This is a genomic window from Paraburkholderia sp. GAS348, from assembly GCF_050434205.1.
Classification (GTDB): Bacteria; Pseudomonadota; Gammaproteobacteria; order Burkholderiales; family Burkholderiaceae; genus Paraburkholderia.
The window spans coordinates 141,566-159,216 of record NZ_JBNPVT010000011.1; the positions used below are offsets into that span (position 1 = coordinate 141,566).

Consider the following 17,651-nt stretch of genomic DNA (forward strand, 5'->3'; position numbering starts at 1 on the left):
AACCGCGCCCCGCCGGTCGATCTCCCAACGAAATGCCTCTGATCAAGAGGGTGGAGAGCAGAGCATGTTGCGCTTTCCCAGTTTTCAAAGATGGCGGCCGGCAGGAGTGCGATCGGTTCGGCTAACCACCGGGCTGGTGCTGTTCACCTATGTAGGGGCACACCTCCTGAATCACTCGCTGGGGAATATCTCGCTCGCGTGGCTGGAGCGTGGTCTGCTTGTACAGAAGTTTATCTGGCAGGGATGGCTTGGAACAGGTGTGCTGTACAGCGCGCTCGTGACGCATTTCTTCCTGGGTCTGTGGGCTCTCTATGAGCGGCGCTCGGTGCATTGGAATCGGGGTGAGGCGGCGCAGCTCGTCCTCGGTTTGTGCATTCCGCCGCTGCTAGCCAATCATCTCGCCAATACGCGGGTCGCATTCGCCGCCTTCGGCCTGAACAAGGGTTACGCGCAGTTGTTGTACTCGTTCTGGATCGCTTCGCCATTCTTCGGCCGGGCGCAACTGATGCTGTTGGTGGTCGCCTGGTCGCATGGCTGTTGTGGCGTCTGGTTCTGGTTGCGGTTGAAGCCATGGTTTGGGGCGTGGCGAAGCGTGCTGCTGAGCGTCGCCGTGCTGCTCCCCGTGCTCGCTCTTCTAGGTTTCCTGCAAGGCGGACGGGAAGTGATCGCGCTTGCCCAGGATCCCGTCTGGCGCGCCGCGGCGACTCGGCCGACGGTCGTCGGGACGGGATTGCAAAATCTCTGGCTCGCCGATCTGCGCAACGACTTTTTGCTCTTCGATGGTGGCGCGCTGCTGCTGGTACTTGGAGCGCGGCTGCTGCGCACGGTCCGGGAGCGCCGGCACGGACGGCTCTGCATCTTATATCCCGACGGGCGCAAGGTATTCGCGCCGCTCGGGTTTTCGGTGCTGGAAGCCAGCCGGATGGCCGGAGTTCCCCATGCAAGCACGTGCGGTGGCCGGGCCCGATGCACATTGTGCAGGGTGCGCGTGCTCAGCGATGTGCCGCTGCCCAGGCCAGCCGAGGCGGAGCGGCGTGTCCTCGAGCGACTGGGAGCTGACTCGCAGACAGTGCGTCTTGCGTGCCAGTTGCGGCCGATCCATGATCTCTCCGTGTGGCCACTGGTGCCGCCGGCCGCATTCACGGCCTTTCTGCAACCGCGTCAGCGGGACGTCATGCCGCAGGAGCGATTCGCGGCGTTCATGTTCGTGGACATGCGGGGTTCCACACAGCTTGCGGCGGCGCAACTACCGTTCGACAGCATATTCGTAGTTAGTCGCTTCCTGAGCGCTGTCTGTGCCGCGGTGGTAGAGGCGGGTGGTATGCCAAACCAGTTCATCGGCGACGCTGTGCTCGCGATTTTTGGCTTACACAGCGAGCCAGCCATTGCTTGTCGCCAGGCGCTCTGCGCGGTGCCGTTGGTGGCAGCCAATATTGATCAACTCAACGCTGCGCTCGAGCAGCAACTGAAAACACCTATCCGGTTTGGCATCGGATTGCATTGCGGCCGGGCTGTAATGGGTGAGATTGGCTTTCGCGAGCATGTGACATTCACCGCAATTGGTGACCCACTGAACGTGGCCTCAAGACTTGAGGAACTGACAAAAGAAATGGCTTGCGACGCTATCGTGTCCGAACAGGTATTCCAGCATGCCGGCGTTTCGGCGGCAGACCTGCCGCAGCTTGATGCGCACCTGAAAGGCCGCCATGACCCGGTTCATGTCCGTGTGCTGTCCAAGGCATCCCAGATGCCTCAGACCTGACAGCACTTCGCGACATTGCGCGTCACTCACGAATTTATTCTCGCTTTCGCGTCGCCCAGATAGTCCGCCGCAAACCTACCGCGTCGCGACCGCTAGGAAGCCGGATGCGCTCGCAGGTCCGAGATGAAGCCGTTCAGTTCCATGCCCCCGGCATCGGTAATTGCCCAGTAATTCATTCCGGCAGCACTCCAGTGCGCGAGATGATAGCCCTGCTGCTGGTAGATATGAGGCGTGGCGCCCGCGTCGTCGCCCGGCCACACATAAAGATTGATCGGGTGCAGCTTGTACCGATAGACCATCACGGCGACCGGTCGCCCGTTCAGGTAATCCAGCCGCCCGCCGACCAGCGGATATCCCTGCTGCGCCAGATCGACCACCGGCGGCGCAAAGTCCAGCTTGCCGTCAAACCACGGCTTGACCGTGTGCCGGTCGGTTGAAATTACATCCGAGAGGTGATTGAACTGCAACGAGCGGATATGGTTGTCCACGAGTTCCTGACTCAGGCGCGTCTCGCTCGACGGCACCGAGAGGTACAACCCCGCGCTCCACGTCAACGCGACCACACTCATCACCATCGCGCCAACCGGTGCCCAGCCCAATGACCCGCCGCCGCGCCGCCAACCGAACAGCTCAACCAGCCGTTGCCAGAGCGATGGCCGCCCCGGCAACGCCGCCTTGATGCGTTTCACCAGTTCCGCGGGCGCCTCGACGCGCAAATCCGCCTGCCTGAGTTGCGCACTCACCTGGCGGTGCTGCGCGTAGACCTGCTGACACTGCTCGCAGCCTGCCAGATGGCGCTCGAATTCGAGCGCCTCGGACAGGCTCAATTCCTGGTCGAGATAGCCTGGCAGCAGTTCGAAGGCCTGTTCGTGATCCATCATGCCTCCTGATCCGTCGGGGCGAGCAACGCCGCAAGTTGCTGGCGGCCGCGTCCGAGGCGCGACATCACCGTCCCCATCGGGATGCCCACAATCGTGGCGATTTCCTTGTACGACAATTCTTCCAGCTCCCGCAGCACGATCACCTCCCGGTATTCCAGACGCAGACTCTGCAACGCCTTGTGCACCCGCTTCTGGCTCTGGCTGCGCATGAGCATCGCTTCAGGACTGTCGTCGTGATCAGCGGTACTCGTCTCAAGGCTATGCATGTCTTCCTCAAACTCCATCGTATCCGGTGCGTGGCCCCGGTTCTGCTGATACCAGGAGTAGAAGGTGTTGCGCACGATGCTTAGCAACCAGGCACGGGCATCGTCGCCGCGGAATCCGCCAAAAAACCGGAACGCGCGCAGATACGCCTCCTGCACCACGTCCTGGGCATCCTGGTCGTTATGCGTCAGCCATCGCGCAACATTGAAGGCTGAATTCATATGAGGTAACACGAGCTTCTCGAAGCGCTGCGCGCTGACTGGATCGGTCATTGTGAAATTCCTGCAGTAACCGCAATCCGTGACCGACAGTTATAAGACCGCCAGCACGTCGTTTTTATTCCCCGACGGTCAAAATCGCTCCGTATTACTCTGGCGTAGTACGCGGAGGTCGTTTGATCGATACACGTGCGCGGAGAAACCTTCGGGAAACGCCCCGCCTGATGCAATTGCATCAAGCTAACCAAGCCCGCCGCCGTGAATTATCTCCGGCTTGAGCCGCCAGTCAAGTCCTCCCCATGCCCGGTCCGGTGCACGATACGACGCCCCTCGTCTAATTCTCCCCGCCGGCTGGCGGTGCCCTCGAGCGCGGGCAGACGGATGAGTGATTTCAAAGACATTGTATCCGCGCTGAAGGTCACAACGACGCACTCCCTCCCCCGCGAACGTAACCCTGCCCATGGAACGGCGCCCCCCGCGGACGGCCGACATCCCCCCGACCAGCCATCCGATATATGTCGCCGATTGCAAGGTGACGCGGACAGTCAGGCCAATGCTTTTATCGAAGATTCGGGAATATCTGATGACGAAGCCGCGTCTACTCATTGCATACCGCACACTATTATCAGGAGTCTGAAATGAAGAAGCTCGCTATTGCCGCCATGTCGCTGTCCGTTCTCATGTCATCGGGCGCATTTGCCCAGAGCAAGACACGCGCCGAGGTCTATCAGGAACTGATCGAAGCGCAGCAGAACGGCCTGAACTATGTCACCGATACCTCGTACCCAGATGTCAATCCGATTTTCGCGGCGCAGGTCGCCCGCATGAAGCAGGAGCATATTGCGAAACAGCGCGCAACCATGACGGACAGCACTACCAATTGAACACGCATTTCGTCCCGGCTGAACTTTCATGGCGGAGGACGGCACGCATGCGTCCCGTCCTCTCACCACCGCTCGCATCATGTGCAGCCCAGGCCGATCCTCGCGCGAATAAGCATTCCATGAAGCAAGGAGCACTACTATGAAATCGGATTCGATGAATCAGTTTGTTGACCAGCCACTACGTGCGCTGGTTGTTGCGGGCGCAGTGCTGATGGCAACTTCGGCCAGCGTGTATGCGCAAACTTCCTCTGCCCCTGCCGCACATCAGCTCACTCGCGCGGAAGTGCGACATGAACTCGAAGAGCTGGAGGCGGCCGGGTATAACCCGGCCCAGGGCGACGACGTTGACTACCCCGCCGACATTCAGGCCGCGGAAGCAAAGGTTGCCGCCAAACATCTAGCGGAAAGAAGCGCAGTGATGGGCTTGGGGCAGACCGGGCAGACGAAGCCGACACCTTGAGTCGGCGCAGTGTCACAGTTCGGAACGTGATAATCCGTGCTGCGCACCGGCATAGATAGTGCGCAGCGCAGAGCTCCCCCTCGCGCCTCCTTCCGGTCAGTTGCTCAACCTCTGGCGGCATGAATTCCGGGAGAGAGTGCTCCTACTTGACGGTAATCGTCTCTTTCATATACGGGTGAATTCCGCAGAATATCTTGTAGACACCGGGTTTATCGAACTTGAACTGAAAGGTGTCGTTCTGATCGAGCGCGCCGGAGTGAAACAGGCCGGCATCGTTGACAACCGCATGCGGTTCGCCATCGAGATTTTTCCAGGTCACGGTCGAACCAGCCTTGACCGTGAGGGACATCGGCGAAAACATGAAGTTCTTTATCACGACTGCGTTGGCCTCCTGCGCCTGCGCGACGGTGAACTCGGAAGCGAATCCCGACATCAGCATCCCGGCGGCGAGTGAGACGATGAAGGCGCGACGAAAGAAAATGGTTCGCATGATTAGGATCCTTGTGGGTGGGTGGTGTCCGGAGTCAGGCGAGTGTCGTGTCGCTAAGTGTCGCCTTCAGCGGGTGGCGCGCGATCTTGATGCTGGTCACGCCAAGCATCCTCGGAAGCTGATCGCTCGCCACCGTCAGCGGCATGGGGCCGGAGCCATTGCCGGCCGCCGGTTGGGGATACGCCGTCGAGCGCGCCGTATGGAAGGTGATGTTGCCCTCCACCTTCGACACGATCTGATGGATATGCCCGTTCAGGACGGTGACCGAACCAAAGCGCTTCAGATAGCTCATCGCCTGGCCTGCATCGCCGGTGCCCCCCCCCCACGGCTCGTAAATCGTCCACATCGGCATGTGCGCAAAGACGACAATCGGCGTGCTGGACGAGCGCCCCTTCAGATCGTTCTCCAGCCAGGCGAGCTGGTCGTCGCCCAAGCCGCCCAATCCATTCGGCTTGAAATGCATTACGTTGACGAGCCCGATGAAGTGCACGCCCTTGTGGTCGAAGCTGTAATAGCCTTTATTGTCCGAGGCTTGACCGAAGCGGTTGAAGTATTCCGTCCCTGGCCCGTCAGTCACATCATGTTCGCCGGGCACGGTATGCAGCTCGGTGATATTCAGGCCCGACAATAATTGGGCCGCGAGGTCGAACTCTGCCGGCTTGGACAGATGAGTAATGTCACCTGTGTGAATCGTCAGCGCCGGCTTGACCGGCATGGCGTTGACAAAGTCAATCGTCTGCCTGAGCGTACCGGCGACATCCGGATTGGCTTCCTTGTTGAAGCCTATATGAGAATCGCTGATCTGAAGGAACAGGGGAACACCCGAGGCAACTGACGAATCCTTCGCTGTGGCGGCGAGGGCTAATTCCACCGGCGTGAGAATACCGCCGGCCAGGACAAACACGGTGCCTACGCCACCGAAGGCAAGACATTTCAACGCGCCGCGGCGCGACGGATCGGATGGAAGATCAGACGACATAGTGCCCTCTCGACTAAGGTTCAGGAGGTAGACCGCCGGATTATCCGACGGGCCTCCGGACTGGATTCAATGCATAGACTGCCGGGTCATCCGTTTTATTCCAGCCCGCTGCACATTTCGAATTTGGTCGTGGGGTCGGCGCAACCGGTTCGCGCCCTGGTTGGTTGCGGTGGCCGCGCACCAGGATCGCATTGCCACGCACGTAACCGCGACGTGAGCAGAATCGGTGACCAATACCGATCGGCAGCCTGATGCTGACGAGCCGACTGCGAACTGATTTTGTTGTCGGCCAAATGTGTTTTATTGAAGTTGCGGGAATATCCAGCGACGAAACAGCGTCTACTCATTGCATATCGAAAAGCGGACTGAGGTCTGCAATGAAGGAATTTTCAGTGGTCGTCCGTTCTCTGGCTGTTCTCGATTCGTCAGGTGCATTTGCGCAAGTCAAGACCCGCGCGGAGGTTTCCAGATGAACTGATCGAGGTACTGCTGAACGGCCCGAACAATGTCACCGAAACCTCCTACCCAGACGTTAAACCGATCTTCACGGAGCAGGATTCACGCATGAAACAGGCAGCGCAATTTGAGCGCGTCCTCGGCATGCCGGAGTTCATCGGGCAGTCTTCACCCCACCCTTCAGCCCCGACTTTTCGGGCGTTACGGGCCGACTATTTGCCCGCTTCTGGCCTCTTATAGGTGCACCGATGTCATCACTCATCTGCATCCGCGATCGTCGGCGCTTTCATCGCGGGCCAATTGCGCAAGGGATTTGAGCGCCGAAGATTGCAGAAAGAATCACTGAACTCCAAATGCAAACACAACGCCAGGCAAGATCGCCGCTATTTGACCGTGAAGGTGTATTCGGCTTCCGTACGATGCCCGTCGGCGGCGACCGCAACCCACGTGACCGTATACACACCGGGCGTTAGCTGGTTCAGCAGCACCGACATGTGTTTCGGGTTCGACGAATCGACCATCGCCTTGCCAAGCGTCACGGACCTGCGCTTTGCATCCGTCACCGTGATCGCGCTAAATGCCGCTTCGAGTCCGTCATCGAAATCGATCGACACCTCCCTGGGCGAAACAGACATGCTAGCTCCAGGGGGCGGCACCTGACGTTTTGGATAGACATGGGCGTTCGCCAGTTGCGCGATCGCGAGACTCAACGCGGCGACGACGCCGCGTGCAGTGGAGCCATTCAGGAAGGAGTTTTTCATAGATGTATCGTCAATCTTGATCAAGGCATGGATCGGGTCTGCGCCGCGTCGTTACCGCCTATTAGCGCATTCTATTCCGCTTGAAGTTTGGCTTCGACCCGTTGTTGCCCGCCTGAATGTCGGGGGTGGTATGGATCGTCACCTGGAGAAGGCGCGATATCCGCGCTCACTTCAGCTTTTCGAGTTCGTAAGTAACCTCTGCACGCGTTATATGAAGTGCGCCGAACCCCAGCGGCATTTATGAGTACACAGTTCGATGCTGCCAACAGCGCGGCGTTCACAATGAGCGAATCAGGTATGGATAGCATGATAAGTCGGTTCAACGAATTCGATTTTAAGTCAAGACTCCTTGAGTAAACGAGCGTCTGAGATTGGCTGCGGGATTGACCCGGCCGCATGACGCTCTGCATCGATGGATGACATTACGCGGCGTCACGGAAACGCCGGAATCGTCGGGTCCGTTCCCTGGATGTCGGCCTCGGCGCGACGCAGCTTGATCACCTCCTCGATTTCTTCGGCGCGATCTTTCACCACGTCGACCATCATCAGTAGTTGGCCTTTTTCTATAGCCTGTTCAAAGCGCTTGAGCCGCGTATTCGGTACATCGACGCCAATCATCGTCGCCGTCCATGCACCAAAGCCAGCGCCACAGAGCGTGATCGCCACGACCGCGCCGCCTGCAATCGTCAGGCCAGCCGGCGGGAACGCCAGTGCGACCAGTCCGGCCAGCGTCCCCGTGAGGCCGCCCATCGCCACCCCTCTCGCGAGGGCGGGCAACAGATCGCTGCGTTGCGCCAGGGTCGCTTCTGGCAAATCCTCGAGCGCCACATTGTGATTGGCAATCACGTGGATATGTCGCCACTCGACCCGCAATAACAGAAGTTCGTTGATAGTCATCTGTGCACTATGCACATTCGGCAATAGCAAATAGATACGTCTCATGTCCTTCTCCCGAACGGTAGTTCACCAGTCCCGAAGCATCGGGATGGGTGTCTTGTCCATACCGCAACTCGAGCAAGGTTATTCCCGAAGGACTGGCATGTTGGTAACCGACCGGAATAAATCGCGCGTACTTGCGGTCTGATTCGGGTTCAATGATCTAAGTCCCGTTGCATGCTGTTGCAAGAACATAAGCGAACTATGCGCTCTTGCTGATTGCGCACATCTCCGTCGCGTTGAAACACAAGTTCATCGACCGCGACGGCGTTGCTGGACGCATGGGAATTTGATCTACAGGAACTTCGCGGGACGCGCCCACTCCCGGCATCCTTCGAGATTTCCGTCAACGTAGGCAATGGTGCGACATCGAATTCACAGTGACTGACGAATCGCTTGTGATCTCCGTCACCGCTGCACGGAAGTTGATTCGTTGGCTCATGTTTAATAATCGAGTTCCTCGCGAGACGGCTTTATCGTGAGGGTTGGGTAGGCATGTTCCATGGCAGCAGCGAGGCGTTGTCGTCAGCCATTTTTTTCTACCCCCCCGGCAGCTTTGGGAATAAGCGGCGCCCGCTCCCGGTATACCGTAGTGTGAGCACGCGTGATTAAGACTGCAGCGTTCCATCCTCTCACATTGAAGCGAGCAGAGAAAAGGGGAATGCGGTATCCAACGTTCTGGAGCACTGGATTCCGGTCGGTTGCGATGCATACGACGAGAATGTGTTTATGCCGTGGATCAAGGAATCCTTACAGCAGCGAACGGTGGCTTTGCTTCGAACCTGTCTCCGACGGTAAGGCCTCTACGACGCACCTCGTCCGACGGAACCCGGTTGAGTTTTCCGCGCGCTTCATGATGCAGAACCAGAAACTTCCAGTCATTTATATTGGAGTCCAAAGTGAACAAACGAACCATCGTTTTCTCCCTGATTCTCGCCGCCGCAGCGGGCATTGCGATCAACGCGCAGGCTCAAGAAAAGACTCGGGCGCAGGTGCGGCAGGAGTTGATTGAAGCCGAACGCAACGGTCTGAATTTCGTGAGTGATACGTCGTACCCCGACGTTGCGCCGATCTTTGAACAGCAGGTCGCGCGGCTCAAGCAGCAAAACGGCGACAGTGGGATGGGTGTTGCAACGACAGGCACTAGCGATGCCGGCCACATCAAACAAAAGACGGTCCCCTCAGTTCCGTCGACCTGCGTCGGACCTGTCAGCTTCTGCGATATTTTTTTCGGCTCTTGAGCCACACGCCACCGTGCTACGCTAGAAGTGGTTTCATAAACGCCCCGTGTTAACTTCTCGCGTGCCGTGTTAGCTTGCCTGGCATGGCACGACGAGAAAAACTTGTAGAAGAGCAAGGGTACGAAGCTCATGGTTTTTCAGATGCTCATGATTTTTCACTCGCCGTGCACACGTCCTCTGCTAGCCCACATGAAGTTACCCTTGTCGAAGCTACACTCGATGAAAACGCCACGCCGGGAGAGCCCTGACGAATTATTGGGGATCTTGCCGATGACAGTGATCCGCTCGATGAAAAGCTTGCGCAGGGAGGCGTCGAACTGATCTCCCCGTACAGCAGCAGCCATTGCAGGATGGTCGCGCGCTGAGTTGATACCGGCGCCGATGGAAGATCAAGCGTATGTTCGCATGGCTCAACAAGAGTTCATCGCTGACACGCGTATAGCGTGAGAGATAGGCGAGCACTGCTTCGGGACCCGCGAACGGACGCTTGGTATTCACAAACCATTCGGAGGCGCGCAGCGGCGCGAGCCACTGTGCAAATGCCGCTCGGTCAGCGAGCTGCGCATACTCGCCGAAGAACTGGAGTCGCCCGCGCCGATGTCGTGCATGTCTCAGCGTGCGTGACCCGGATCGTCGGGCGCGAAGATGCAGACACGGGCGAAGCCGGCCCCTTTGCCGACGCAAATCGGACGAGGCGGCGAAGTCAACCGTCAATCATTGTGGTCAGGCCAGGCCAGCCGCAGGGGTCACATCGATCGCGATGAATGTTGACTTCATGAATGCCAAATTCTTTGCAGAATATTTACGCTCTAGCATCAATCCATTGACCGCGTTAGTCACGCGAACTGGCCAGTGTCCCTAAGCGGGCCAGCTTGTCTCAGCAGCACGCCGTTCCGGTTGATTCCCGGTAGCGCCATGCATCGATCGGCGGCATCGATTCAATGCCAATGAAACGGTTGCTCCGGGCAATTGACTTGCCCTCCACCCCCTTTGACCGACCGATTGGAGCTGACTCCTTGAGCGAGACCGAACAGCAGGTACTGGCCGCAGCCGACATATTGATCGATGCATTTGCGCGGCATGACCGCGACGCCTATTTCGCGGCCTTCGCGCCGGATGCGACTTTCCTGTTCTATCACGTTACCGAATCCTTGCCTTCGCGTGTGGCGTACGAAGCGCTCTGGCACCGCCTGGAACAGGAGCAGCAGTTCGCAGTGCTTGGTTGTGAGTCGAGCGATCGCTCTGTGCAGCTGGTTGGCGAATGCGCGATTTTCACGCATGCGGTGCGCACCACCGTATCGACGCGCGCGGGCCGCACCACGCTTGATGAGCGCGAGTCGATCGTGTTTGCGCGGACTGGCGGAGGGTGGCTGGCGGTCCATGAGCACCTGTCGCCACTGCCTGCCCATGCGGAATCGGATCAGACGCTTGAGGACTCGGCAGCATGAGCTCAGCGAAGACGAACGTGTCCATGCGGAGCGATGCAGTTGCTCGACGGCCAGGGTGCCTTCCAGGAAATTCAATCACGTAATAGCCGCGGGGTCAGCGCCGCTTCCAGTAGTCTTTGCCAAAAGCGAGAAAGGGATATGAACAGCAACAACACAACGACTTGGGATCCCGCACCGGCCGCCGTGCCGCCGCATCGGGGTGGCATCGAGACGCGCTCGATCGATTATGTTCCGGAACGTGAACGGCACGGCCGTGTAGCCGGACAGGGGCCATTCTGGTTTCTCGGCAACTTCCAGTTTTTCACCATCGCGATCGGGTTCGTCGGACCGGGCATGGGACTTTCGCTCGGCTACACGGTGCTGTCGGGTACGCTCGGCATTCTGTTTGGGACCCTGTTCATGGCGTTTCACGCATCGCAGGGCGCACACCTCGGTTTGCCGCAGATGATCCAGTCGCGCGCGCAGTTCGGTTATCGGGGTGTCGTCGTGGTGTTGCTCGCTACCGCCTTCACGTTCGTCGGCTTTAATGTTGTCGATACGGTGCTGATGTCGAGCGGACTGAAGGGTATCTTCGGATGGTCGCCAGTAGCCGTCACGATCGGAACCGCGCTGCTCGCATTGGCGCTCGCCGTGTACGGCCACGACTGGCTGCATCGGGTGTTCAAGTGGATGCTCGTCGCCAGCCTGCCGCTGTATATCGTGCTGTCGCTGGCGATCATGTCCGGCGCGGCGGGCGGCAAGGTCGATCATCCGGGGGCGTTCAGTATCGTCGCGTTTGCCGCACAGTTCGCCGCAAGCGCGAGCTACAACATCACCTATGCACCCTATGTCTCGGACTATTCGCGCTACCTGCCACGCGAAACCCGGCCGCGTTCGATCATCGCGGCAGTGTTCATCGGTGCGTCGGTGTCGGCAATCTGGCTGATTGCGCTCGGTGCGTGGCTGGCAACCCGGCTCGGCGCGTCAGATGGCCTCGTAGCGCTGTACGGCGCGGGCAATGCGGTGTTTCACGGATTCGGTGCGTTGATCTCGCTGGCATCGATCGGCGCAATGGCCGCGACGATGGGGCTGAACGCGTACAGCGCCATGCTGACCATTGTCACAGGACTCGATTCCTTCTGGCCGGTGAAACCAACGCGCTCGATCCGTATCGTCACGCTAATAGGACTGACCGCGCTGTGGATGATCATCTCACTGGCGTTGACGGGCAACGCAATCGACATCCTGTTTGCCGCGCTGACGATCATGCTGTATCTGCTGGTGCCATGGACGGCGATCAACCTGGTTGACTATTTCTTTGTGCGTCGCGGCGAATACGCGATTACCGATTTGTTCACGCCGGGCGGGATTTATGGGGCGTGGGGCGTTCGTGGGCTGCTGGCTTATGCGATCGGATTTTTTTCGACGATCCCGTTCTTCGTGTTGCCGGGTTTCTATACCGGTGCGATCGCGCAAAAGATCGGTGGTGTCGATATCGCGTGGGCGGTAGGCCTGGTAGTGTCTGCGGTGGCTTACCTGTTAATGACGCGTTCGCTTGACACTAGCGCTGAGAAGCCCGCGATTGAAACCAGCGAAATCGAATTGGCTTCCTTAGCTTCCCGCGCGCCAGAGGCTGCGGGCGTCTGATGAGTGACAGGTTGTGTCGACACGAGCGTGGGCGGGTGGCCGCGAGAGGCCATTCGCCTTTGAACAAAGCCATCATGATGATCGCGTGCACGCCCGAGGGGCCGTTGTAAGGGCCGGAGCCGCCGTTCGGACATCCTCGCCATAGCGCGGACCAACGGCTGGAGTTGGCCGGTCTCGGAAAGCTGACAGATGGACGATCGAGATGTTTCGCCGTGGTGCGGGACCGCCTGCCCGGAAGATCCTAGATAGTCGTATTTTGTGCTTCCGCTGAGCGCATGAGCTTGTCTTCCAGCGTTGCTTTCACGCCGGACCATTCGGTATCGATGATGCTGAATCGCACCGAATTGCGCTTGCGGCCATCAGGCATGATCCGCTCATGGCGAACGATACCTTCCTGTTTTGCACCGATGCGCAATATTGCAGCCCTCGACTTCTCGTTTAGCTCATCGGTCGTGAACTGCACGCGGACACATTGCATTACTTCAAATGCGTATTTCAGGAGGAGGTATTTCGCCTCCGTGTTTGCCGCCGTTCGTTGGACAGACTCGCTCAGCCAAGTGTGACCGATTTCGAGTTTCCTATTGGTCCGGTCGATCTTCCAAAAGCGTGTGCTCCCAATGATGCGGCCGGTATCACGAGCGATAACCACAAACGGGACGACGTGACCTTCCTGATGTCCCCGCAATGCCGTAGCGACGTATGGGTCGATAGTCGACGGCCCCGGCACGACAGTCACTTTTAAATTCCAAAGCTCGCCGTCTGCCGCAGCGTCGAGGAGACAAGGCGCGTCTGCAGGTTCAAGAACGCGAAGATCAATGGTCTTGCCAACGAGAGTCAGTTGAAGTGCTTCGGTCATAGCCATGGGTGAAGTGTTGATCGGCGATGCGCCGCGACGTGCCGCCTGCTCGACGACGTCGACATCGCGAGTTGCGATCAAGTAGCGACAACCAACCCAATTGTCAGCGATCTCTCGCCTGCCGTCGAGCGGCCGGTACTGGCCGAGATGGAATGGACATGTTCAGCTTGAACCTTGCCAGGCTTCGATCGGCAGCACGCGCCCCGAAGCGGACTGACGGGCTTCCCGATTGCGGCCATTCAGCCAAACGTTTTGCCGACTGCGGGCGGCAGCAGTCGGCACGGGATCAAGCTACGCTAGGGCAACGCGCTTAGTCATTGGCACGCAAGCCAATTCCAGTCCGCGCGACGTTCGGTACGTCGAAATCGCATCCCCCGACCAACCACAATAACGATAAAACGGTGCCGCGTTCAGCGTGGCATCGAGCCGCATCGAGGCAAGTCCGTGATCGCGAGCCAACGCTTCGAGTAACTGCAGCATCTTGCGCCCAATACCGCGCCCCATGTGAGACGGCCGGACGAAGATGGCGTCCACTTGCCCGCTTGCGACGGTAAACATCCCTGTACCAACGACCAATCCTTCATCGATGGCTACGTAAAAGTCGCGTTCGACAACGCTGGCCCATTTGTCGGTCGGCGAGCCATCAACCCACGCTGACAAGGATGCTTCTGGATAATATTCGGCGCACGCAGCAAGTACCGAAGCCTTGCGGATATCCCACGCATCGAGCACATCGCCACTGCTAGCTTTCCGTATCGTCAGCATGCCGCGCTCCTCAGCGCGATCTGCCAGGTCCAAGCGTCGATAGGACTCAGAAGATCGGAAACACATACTTTGTCGTGCATGCAACCACTCCTATTTGTGCCAATACAAAACGGAGCGATTGAAAAGACACGGCCCCGTCATGACTGGCAGGGCCGTTGAGGAAATCTATGTGCGATGTATGAACGTCACGATTCCCACGACTCGCCAGTGGCGGTCATGGTGCACATCATGAATTTGCACGCGTCGTGGTCCATGACCGGAGGTTGCCGTTCTAGAGCGAAGCTGTCAATAGCGCTTCGGAAATTGTCACCGATTCAGGCAGTCACCACGAGCGGCTCAAATTGGCCCAGTTCGCGCCGGTGGTCTAGCCGGCACAACGCCGGCGATACGCGGTCACCTACTCGATGCGCTCGATTGGCAGGGGCAGCATATGATTCCGGCCAATATTCAACGATGCGAGTGATTTCGCCGGCTTCAACTGAGAAAAACGATACGGCTCGCGCGGACATAGATCCATCGGTATGCATCATCCCATGCGGGATAATGCCGGCCGATGGCGGCGAGCAGTGTCTCCGGCGTCGTCGGCCTTTCGCCGGTCGCAAGCGCCATGGCGTCGTAAAGCCCGGCAACAGCGTCGCGTTCGACGCAATACACGTCGGCCCGGTCACTGCCCAGATAGTCGCGATCGTACCGGTCAAAGACCAGCGTGCCGTCGTCGCGAAACTGGAGTAGTCGTACCGGAAGCTCACCGCGCCTGACGGCGTCACTGCCGCATATAGCCCCCGTTGATCGGCAACCTTGCAGATCTTCTTGGCCGGCTTCAGCGCTCGCAACTGCATGTCTGTGAGCATAGGGGACTCCTCGAACGTATACCGTCAACCGATACCGTCAGACTGATTTGACGGTATCGGACAAGGCCGTCCGAGGAAGAAATGTCGGCACCGTCACCGATACCGACATTTCCACCAGGCATTGCCCGGATCACAGCAGAACACACCGGACAATAACCTCATGTTTTTAAACGAAAAACATGAAAAACCAGTCCTCCCGGAACGACTTGGGAGCAGTCTGAATCATTCCCACTCGATGGTCGCAGGCGGCTTCCCCGAGATGTCGTACACCACCCGGTTAATCCCGCGCACTTCATTAATGATGCGGTTCGACACATGCCCCAGCAATTCGTGCGGCAGATGCGCCCAATGCGCAGTCATAAAGTCCAGCGTCTGCACAGCACGCAGCGCGACGACATACTCGTAGGTCCGTCCGTCGCCCATCACGCCGACGCTCTTCACCGGCAGGAATACCGCGAACGCCTGGCTTGTCAGGTCGTACCAGGACTTGCCGGTCTCCTTGTCAATGAAGGTGCGCAGCGTCTCGATGAAAATCGCATCCGCGCGGCGCAGCAGATCGGCGAAATCGCGACGCACTTCGCCGAGAATCCGCACACCGAGACCCGGGCCCGGGAACGGGTGGCGATACACCATGGCCGGCGGCAAACCGAGCTTCACGCCGAGTTCGCGCACTTCATCCTTGAACAGTTCGCGCAGCGGTTCGAGCAGCTTCAGATTCAGCGTCTCCGGCAGGCCGCCCACGTTGTGGTGGCTCTTGATGGTCTGCGTCGCCTTCTTGCCCTTGCCGGCCGATTCGATCACGTCCGGATAGATCGTGCCTTGCGCGAGCCACTTCGCATCGGTCAGCTTGTTGGCTTCGGTCTGGAACACTTCGACGAATTCCGCGCCGATGATCTTGCGCTTCGCTTCCGGGTCGGTCACACCGGCCAGCTTCGACAGGAACACTTCGCTCGCGTCGACGTGAATCACCTTGACGCCGAGGTTCTCAGCGAACGTCGCCATCACCTGCTCGGCTTCGTTCAAACGCAGGAGGCCGTGATCGACGAACACGCAGGTCAGCTGATCGCCGATCGCGCGATGCAGCAGCGCCGCCGCCACCGACGAATCCACGCCGCCCGACAAGCCCAGAATCACATGCTCGTTACCGACCTGCTCGCGGATCTTCGCGACGGCTTCGTCGATGTAGTGGCCCATTTCCCAATCGGGATTCGCGCCGCAAATCTGCAGCACGAAACGTTCGAGCATCGCGCGGCCCTGCACGGTGTGCGTGACTTCCGGGTGCCATTGCAGACCGTAGAAATGACGCGCCTCGTCAGCCATCGCGGCAATCGGGCACGATTCCGTCGAGGCCATCAGCTGGAAGCCCGGCGGCATTTCCAGCACCTTGTCGCCGTGGCTCATCCACACCTTCAGCATGCCGTGACCTTCCGGCGTGGTGAAGTCGTTGATGCCTTCGAGCAGGCTCGTATGGTTGCGCGCACGCACTTCGGCGTAGCCGAACTCGCGCAGGTGGCCGATGTCGACCTTGCCGCCGAGCTGCTCGGCCATCGCCTGCATGCCGTAGCAAATACCCAGCACGGGCACGCCGAGTTCGAACACCGCTTGCGGCACGCGCGGCGTATCCGTTTCGGTGACCGAGCTCGGGCCGCCGGACAGGATCACGCCCTTCGGCGCGAAATCGCGAATGAACGACGCATCGACGTCGTACGGATGAATTTCCGAATACACGTTGGCTTCGCGAACGCGACGTGCAATCAGTTGGGTGACTTGCGAACCGAAGTCGAGGATCAGGATCTTGTCATGCATGGCAGCGGACGGAGTCAAAAGTGAACGGATATGGGATGCCGCGCATGAAGCGCGGCGTTGAATTCAAAGCAGTCCGCGTGGGGACGATCGAGCATGAAGCGTGACGATGAAGCGCGCTGGGCCAGCGGGCGCAGCAGGCACTCACCTGCTGCGCGCACGAACGGAATCCGGTAGCTTCGGCAAACGTTCTGGCGCTCGAGGCGTCCGCCCTGAGTCAGCCATGAATCAGCCATGAGTCAGCCATGAAACGGCGGACGCGGCGCACCTGGCGCATCCGCGGCGGCGTTGCGTGCGTCGTCGCGCGCGGCCGCAGTCTCAGCCCGTGCGGCGCGTTCAGACGCGGTCAGCCCCGGTTCGTCGACCACCGGATGAAGCGGCGCTGCCGAAACAGGACTCACGGGCCGTGTGACCGGCATAACGGGCTCGACGACCGGTTCGGTGCGATAGGCCGGAAAGCCCGCCGTCACCCGACCGGAATCGCGCTTGTTGGCAGCATCTTTCGCGGCATCTTTGGCGGCCTGCTTTTCGGCACGCTCGGCAGCAGTGGCTTCAACCAGCCGCACCTTTTCACGCCGCCGCACCGCGCCCGACAGCCGCACACCACCGAGGCCAACCACCAGCAGTACGACACCGGCCAGCACCGCGATGATCTGCCCGAAACCGGTCAGCGCCGGCGTATGCAGCCCAAGCAGCCAGACCAGCATCAGCACGCCGGTCAGCCAGTTCACATGGCCGACGACCTTGGCCACCGTCGACGTAAGCGCGCCGTCGATCGACGCGTGCAAAGCAAGCCACGCGAGCCCGATCAGCGCCACGCCAAACCCCTGGCCGACCAGAGCCGGCTGGGTTTGCACCAAAAGCAGCGCGTTGTACAGCGAAGTCCAGGGCGTCAGCAGAAACAGCAGGCCGAACGCAAGCAGCAACAACGCATCAAGGATGAGTACAGCGCGCAGCAATGGCTTCATTG

16 protein-coding genes and 3 pseudogenes are annotated in these 17,651 nt (G+C 59.3%); 6 read left to right on the top strand and 13 right to left on the bottom strand.

Going from position 1 to position 17,651, the window contains the following annotated elements:
- Positions 1-64 precede the first annotated feature (64 nt).
- On the top strand, positions 65-1,762 hold the full coding sequence (locus P3T22_RS19885) for an adenylate/guanylate cyclase domain-containing protein (RefSeq protein ID WP_429325897.1): 1,698 nt from the start codon (positions 65-67) through the stop codon (positions 1,760-1,762).
- A 92-nt stretch (positions 1,763-1,854) separates the two neighbouring features.
- Here the strand turns inward: P3T22_RS19885 and P3T22_RS19890 are convergent, their stop codons facing one another.
- Both P3T22_RS19890 and P3T22_RS19895 read right to left on the bottom strand, forming a co-directional pair.
- Positions 1,855-2,640 carry an anti-sigma factor family protein gene (locus P3T22_RS19890; protein ID WP_063496495.1) on the bottom strand — a complete coding sequence of 262 codons (786 nt, stop codon included), beginning with the start codon at positions 2,638-2,640 and terminating at the stop codon, positions 1,855-1,857.
- Positions 2,640-3,179 (bottom strand): sigma-70 family RNA polymerase sigma factor, encoded by a 540-nt coding sequence (locus P3T22_RS19895; protein WP_063496496.1) that lies wholly within the window; start codon positions 3,177-3,179, stop codon positions 2,640-2,642. The genes P3T22_RS19890 and P3T22_RS19895 overlap by 1 nt, the downstream gene beginning before the upstream one ends.
- A 584-nt stretch (positions 3,180-3,763) precedes the next feature.
- Between P3T22_RS19895 and P3T22_RS19900 the strand changes: the two genes are divergently transcribed.
- Together P3T22_RS19900 and P3T22_RS19905 are read left to right on the top strand one after the other, a co-directional pair.
- On the top strand, positions 3,764-4,009 hold the full coding sequence (locus tag P3T22_RS19900; protein WP_429325898.1) for a DUF4148 domain-containing protein: 246 nt from the start codon (positions 3,764-3,766) through the stop codon (positions 4,007-4,009).
- 139 nt (positions 4,010-4,148) lie between these two features.
- Positions 4,149-4,469, top strand: coding sequence for a DUF4148 domain-containing protein (locus P3T22_RS19905; protein WP_429325899.1), 321 nt, complete (start codon positions 4,149-4,151; stop codon positions 4,467-4,469).
- 142 nt (positions 4,470-4,611) lie between these two features.
- Here P3T22_RS19905 and P3T22_RS19910 read toward each other — a convergent pair whose 3' ends face one another.
- The 4 genes from P3T22_RS19910 to P3T22_RS19925 all read right to left on the bottom strand — a co-directional run bounded on the left by P3T22_RS19910 (position 4,612) and on the right by P3T22_RS19925 (position 8,097).
- The gene (locus P3T22_RS19910) at positions 4,612-4,908 is read right to left on the bottom strand and encodes a cupredoxin domain-containing protein (RefSeq protein WP_420488476.1); all 297 of its coding nucleotides are present in this window, start codon (positions 4,906-4,908) and stop codon (positions 4,612-4,614) included.
- 85 nt (positions 4,909-4,993) lie between these two features.
- Entirely contained in the window at positions 4,994-5,938 is a 945-nt protein-coding gene (locus P3T22_RS19915; RefSeq protein WP_429325900.1) for a metallophosphoesterase family protein, read from the bottom strand.
- A gap of 839 nt (positions 5,939-6,777) precedes the next feature.
- The gene (locus P3T22_RS19920; protein WP_063496501.1) at positions 6,778-7,155 is read right to left on the bottom strand and encodes a copper resistance CopC family protein; all 378 of its coding nucleotides are present in this window, start codon (positions 7,153-7,155) and stop codon (positions 6,778-6,780) included.
- A 432-nt stretch (positions 7,156-7,587) separates the two neighbouring features.
- A complete protein-coding gene (locus P3T22_RS19925) occupies positions 7,588-8,097 on the bottom strand; it encodes a DUF1269 domain-containing protein (RefSeq protein ID WP_429325901.1) in 510 nt (169 codons plus the stop codon).
- Positions 8,098-8,990: 893 nt separating this feature from the next.
- Here P3T22_RS19925 and P3T22_RS19930 point away from each other — a divergent pair.
- Positions 8,991-9,332, top strand: coding sequence for a DUF4148 domain-containing protein (locus P3T22_RS19930; RefSeq protein ID WP_429325902.1), 342 nt, complete (start codon positions 8,991-8,993; stop codon positions 9,330-9,332).
- Positions 9,333-9,584: 252 nt separating this feature from the next.
- Here P3T22_RS19930 and P3T22_RS19935 read toward each other — a convergent pair.
- Positions 9,585-9,938: pseudogene (locus tag P3T22_RS19935) on the bottom strand (transposase); the annotation flags it as partial.
- A 410-nt stretch (positions 9,939-10,348) separates the two neighbouring features.
- Between P3T22_RS19935 and P3T22_RS19940 the strand changes: the two are divergent.
- Both P3T22_RS19940 and P3T22_RS19945 read left to right on the top strand, forming a co-directional pair.
- On the top strand, positions 10,349-10,780 hold the full coding sequence (locus P3T22_RS19940) for a nuclear transport factor 2 family protein (protein WP_429325903.1): 432 nt from the start codon (positions 10,349-10,351) through the stop codon (positions 10,778-10,780).
- A gap of 138 nt (positions 10,781-10,918) precedes the next feature.
- Positions 10,919-12,406, top strand: coding sequence for a purine-cytosine permease family protein (locus P3T22_RS19945; protein WP_063496507.1), 1,488 nt, complete (start codon positions 10,919-10,921; stop codon positions 12,404-12,406).
- A gap of 241 nt (positions 12,407-12,647) precedes the next feature.
- On the opposite strand, the gene P3T22_RS19950 is transcribed toward P3T22_RS19945, so the two are convergent.
- The 6 genes and pseudogenes from P3T22_RS19950 to P3T22_RS19975 all read right to left on the bottom strand — a co-directional run bounded on the left by P3T22_RS19950 (position 12,648) and on the right by P3T22_RS19975 (position 17,649).
- The gene (locus P3T22_RS19950) at positions 12,648-13,268 is read right to left on the bottom strand and encodes a GNAT family N-acetyltransferase (RefSeq protein ID WP_420488477.1); all 621 of its coding nucleotides are present in this window, start codon (positions 13,266-13,268) and stop codon (positions 12,648-12,650) included.
- A gap of 285 nt (positions 13,269-13,553) precedes the next feature.
- Positions 13,554-14,027 carry a GNAT family N-acetyltransferase gene (locus tag P3T22_RS19955; protein ID WP_429325904.1) on the bottom strand — a complete coding sequence of 158 codons (474 nt, stop codon included), beginning with the start codon at positions 14,025-14,027 and terminating at the stop codon, positions 13,554-13,556.
- A 398-nt stretch (positions 14,028-14,425) separates the two neighbouring features.
- Positions 14,426-14,548: pseudogene (locus tag P3T22_RS19960) on the bottom strand (nuclear transport factor 2 family protein); the annotation flags it as partial.
- Positions 14,549-14,755: 207 nt separating this feature from the next.
- Positions 14,756-14,878, bottom strand: a pseudogene (locus P3T22_RS19965) (Arm DNA-binding domain-containing protein); the annotation flags it as partial.
- 222 nt (positions 14,879-15,100) lie between these two features.
- Positions 15,101-16,684, bottom strand: a complete 1,584-nt coding sequence (guaA, locus tag P3T22_RS19970; protein WP_063496510.1) for a glutamine-hydrolyzing GMP synthase — start codon at positions 16,682-16,684, stop codon at positions 15,101-15,103.
- 236 nt (positions 16,685-16,920) lie between these two features.
- Positions 16,921-17,649, bottom strand: a complete 729-nt coding sequence (locus P3T22_RS19975; protein ID WP_429325905.1) for a hypothetical protein — start codon at positions 17,647-17,649, stop codon at positions 16,921-16,923.
- Positions 17,650-17,651: the final 2 nt, after the last annotated feature.

What these genes read in the sequence shown, in the direction of transcription:
- guaA (WP_063496510.1), bottom strand. Translation starts at nt 16,684, where the DNA reads ATGCATGACAAGATCCTGATCCTCGACTTCGGTTCGCAAGTCACCCAA.
- P3T22_RS19925 (WP_429325901.1), bottom strand. Translation starts at nt 8,097, where the DNA reads ATGAGACGTATCTATTTGCTATTGCCGAATGTGCATAGTGCACAGATG.
- P3T22_RS19915 (WP_429325900.1), bottom strand. Translation starts at nt 5,938, where the DNA reads ATGTCGTCTGATCTTCCATCCGATCCGTCGCGCCGCGGCGCGTTGAAA.
- P3T22_RS19920 (WP_063496501.1), bottom strand. Translation starts at nt 7,155, where the DNA reads ATGAAAAACTCCTTCCTGAATGGCTCCACTGCACGCGGCGTCGTCGCC.
- P3T22_RS19895 (WP_063496496.1), bottom strand. Translation starts at nt 3,179, where the DNA reads ATGACCGATCCAGTCAGCGCGCAGCGCTTCGAGAAGCTCGTGTTACCT.
- P3T22_RS19890 (WP_063496495.1), bottom strand. Translation starts at nt 2,640, where the DNA reads ATGGATCACGAACAGGCCTTCGAACTGCTGCCAGGCTATCTCGACCAG.
- P3T22_RS19905 (WP_429325899.1), top strand. Translation starts at nt 4,149, where the DNA reads ATGAAATCGGATTCGATGAATCAGTTTGTTGACCAGCCACTACGTGCG.
- P3T22_RS19945 (WP_063496507.1), top strand. Translation starts at nt 10,919, where the DNA reads ATGAACAGCAACAACACAACGACTTGGGATCCCGCACCGGCCGCCGTG.
- P3T22_RS19955 (WP_429325904.1), bottom strand. Translation starts at nt 14,027, where the DNA reads ATGCTGACGATACGGAAAGCTAGCAGTGGCGATGTGCTCGATGCGTGG.
- P3T22_RS19900 (WP_429325898.1), top strand. Translation starts at nt 3,764, where the DNA reads ATGAAGAAGCTCGCTATTGCCGCCATGTCGCTGTCCGTTCTCATGTCA.
- P3T22_RS19910 (WP_420488476.1), bottom strand. Translation starts at nt 4,908, where the DNA reads ATGCTGATGTCGGGATTCGCTTCCGAGTTCACCGTCGCGCAGGCGCAG.
- P3T22_RS19975 (WP_429325905.1), bottom strand. Translation starts at nt 17,649, where the DNA reads ATGAAGCCATTGCTGCGCGCTGTACTCATCCTTGATGCGTTGTTGCTG.
- P3T22_RS19950 (WP_420488477.1), bottom strand. Translation starts at nt 13,268, where the DNA reads ATGGCTATGACCGAAGCACTTCAACTGACTCTCGTTGGCAAGACCATT.
- P3T22_RS19885 (WP_429325897.1), top strand. Translation starts at nt 65, where the DNA reads ATGTTGCGCTTTCCCAGTTTTCAAAGATGGCGGCCGGCAGGAGTGCGA.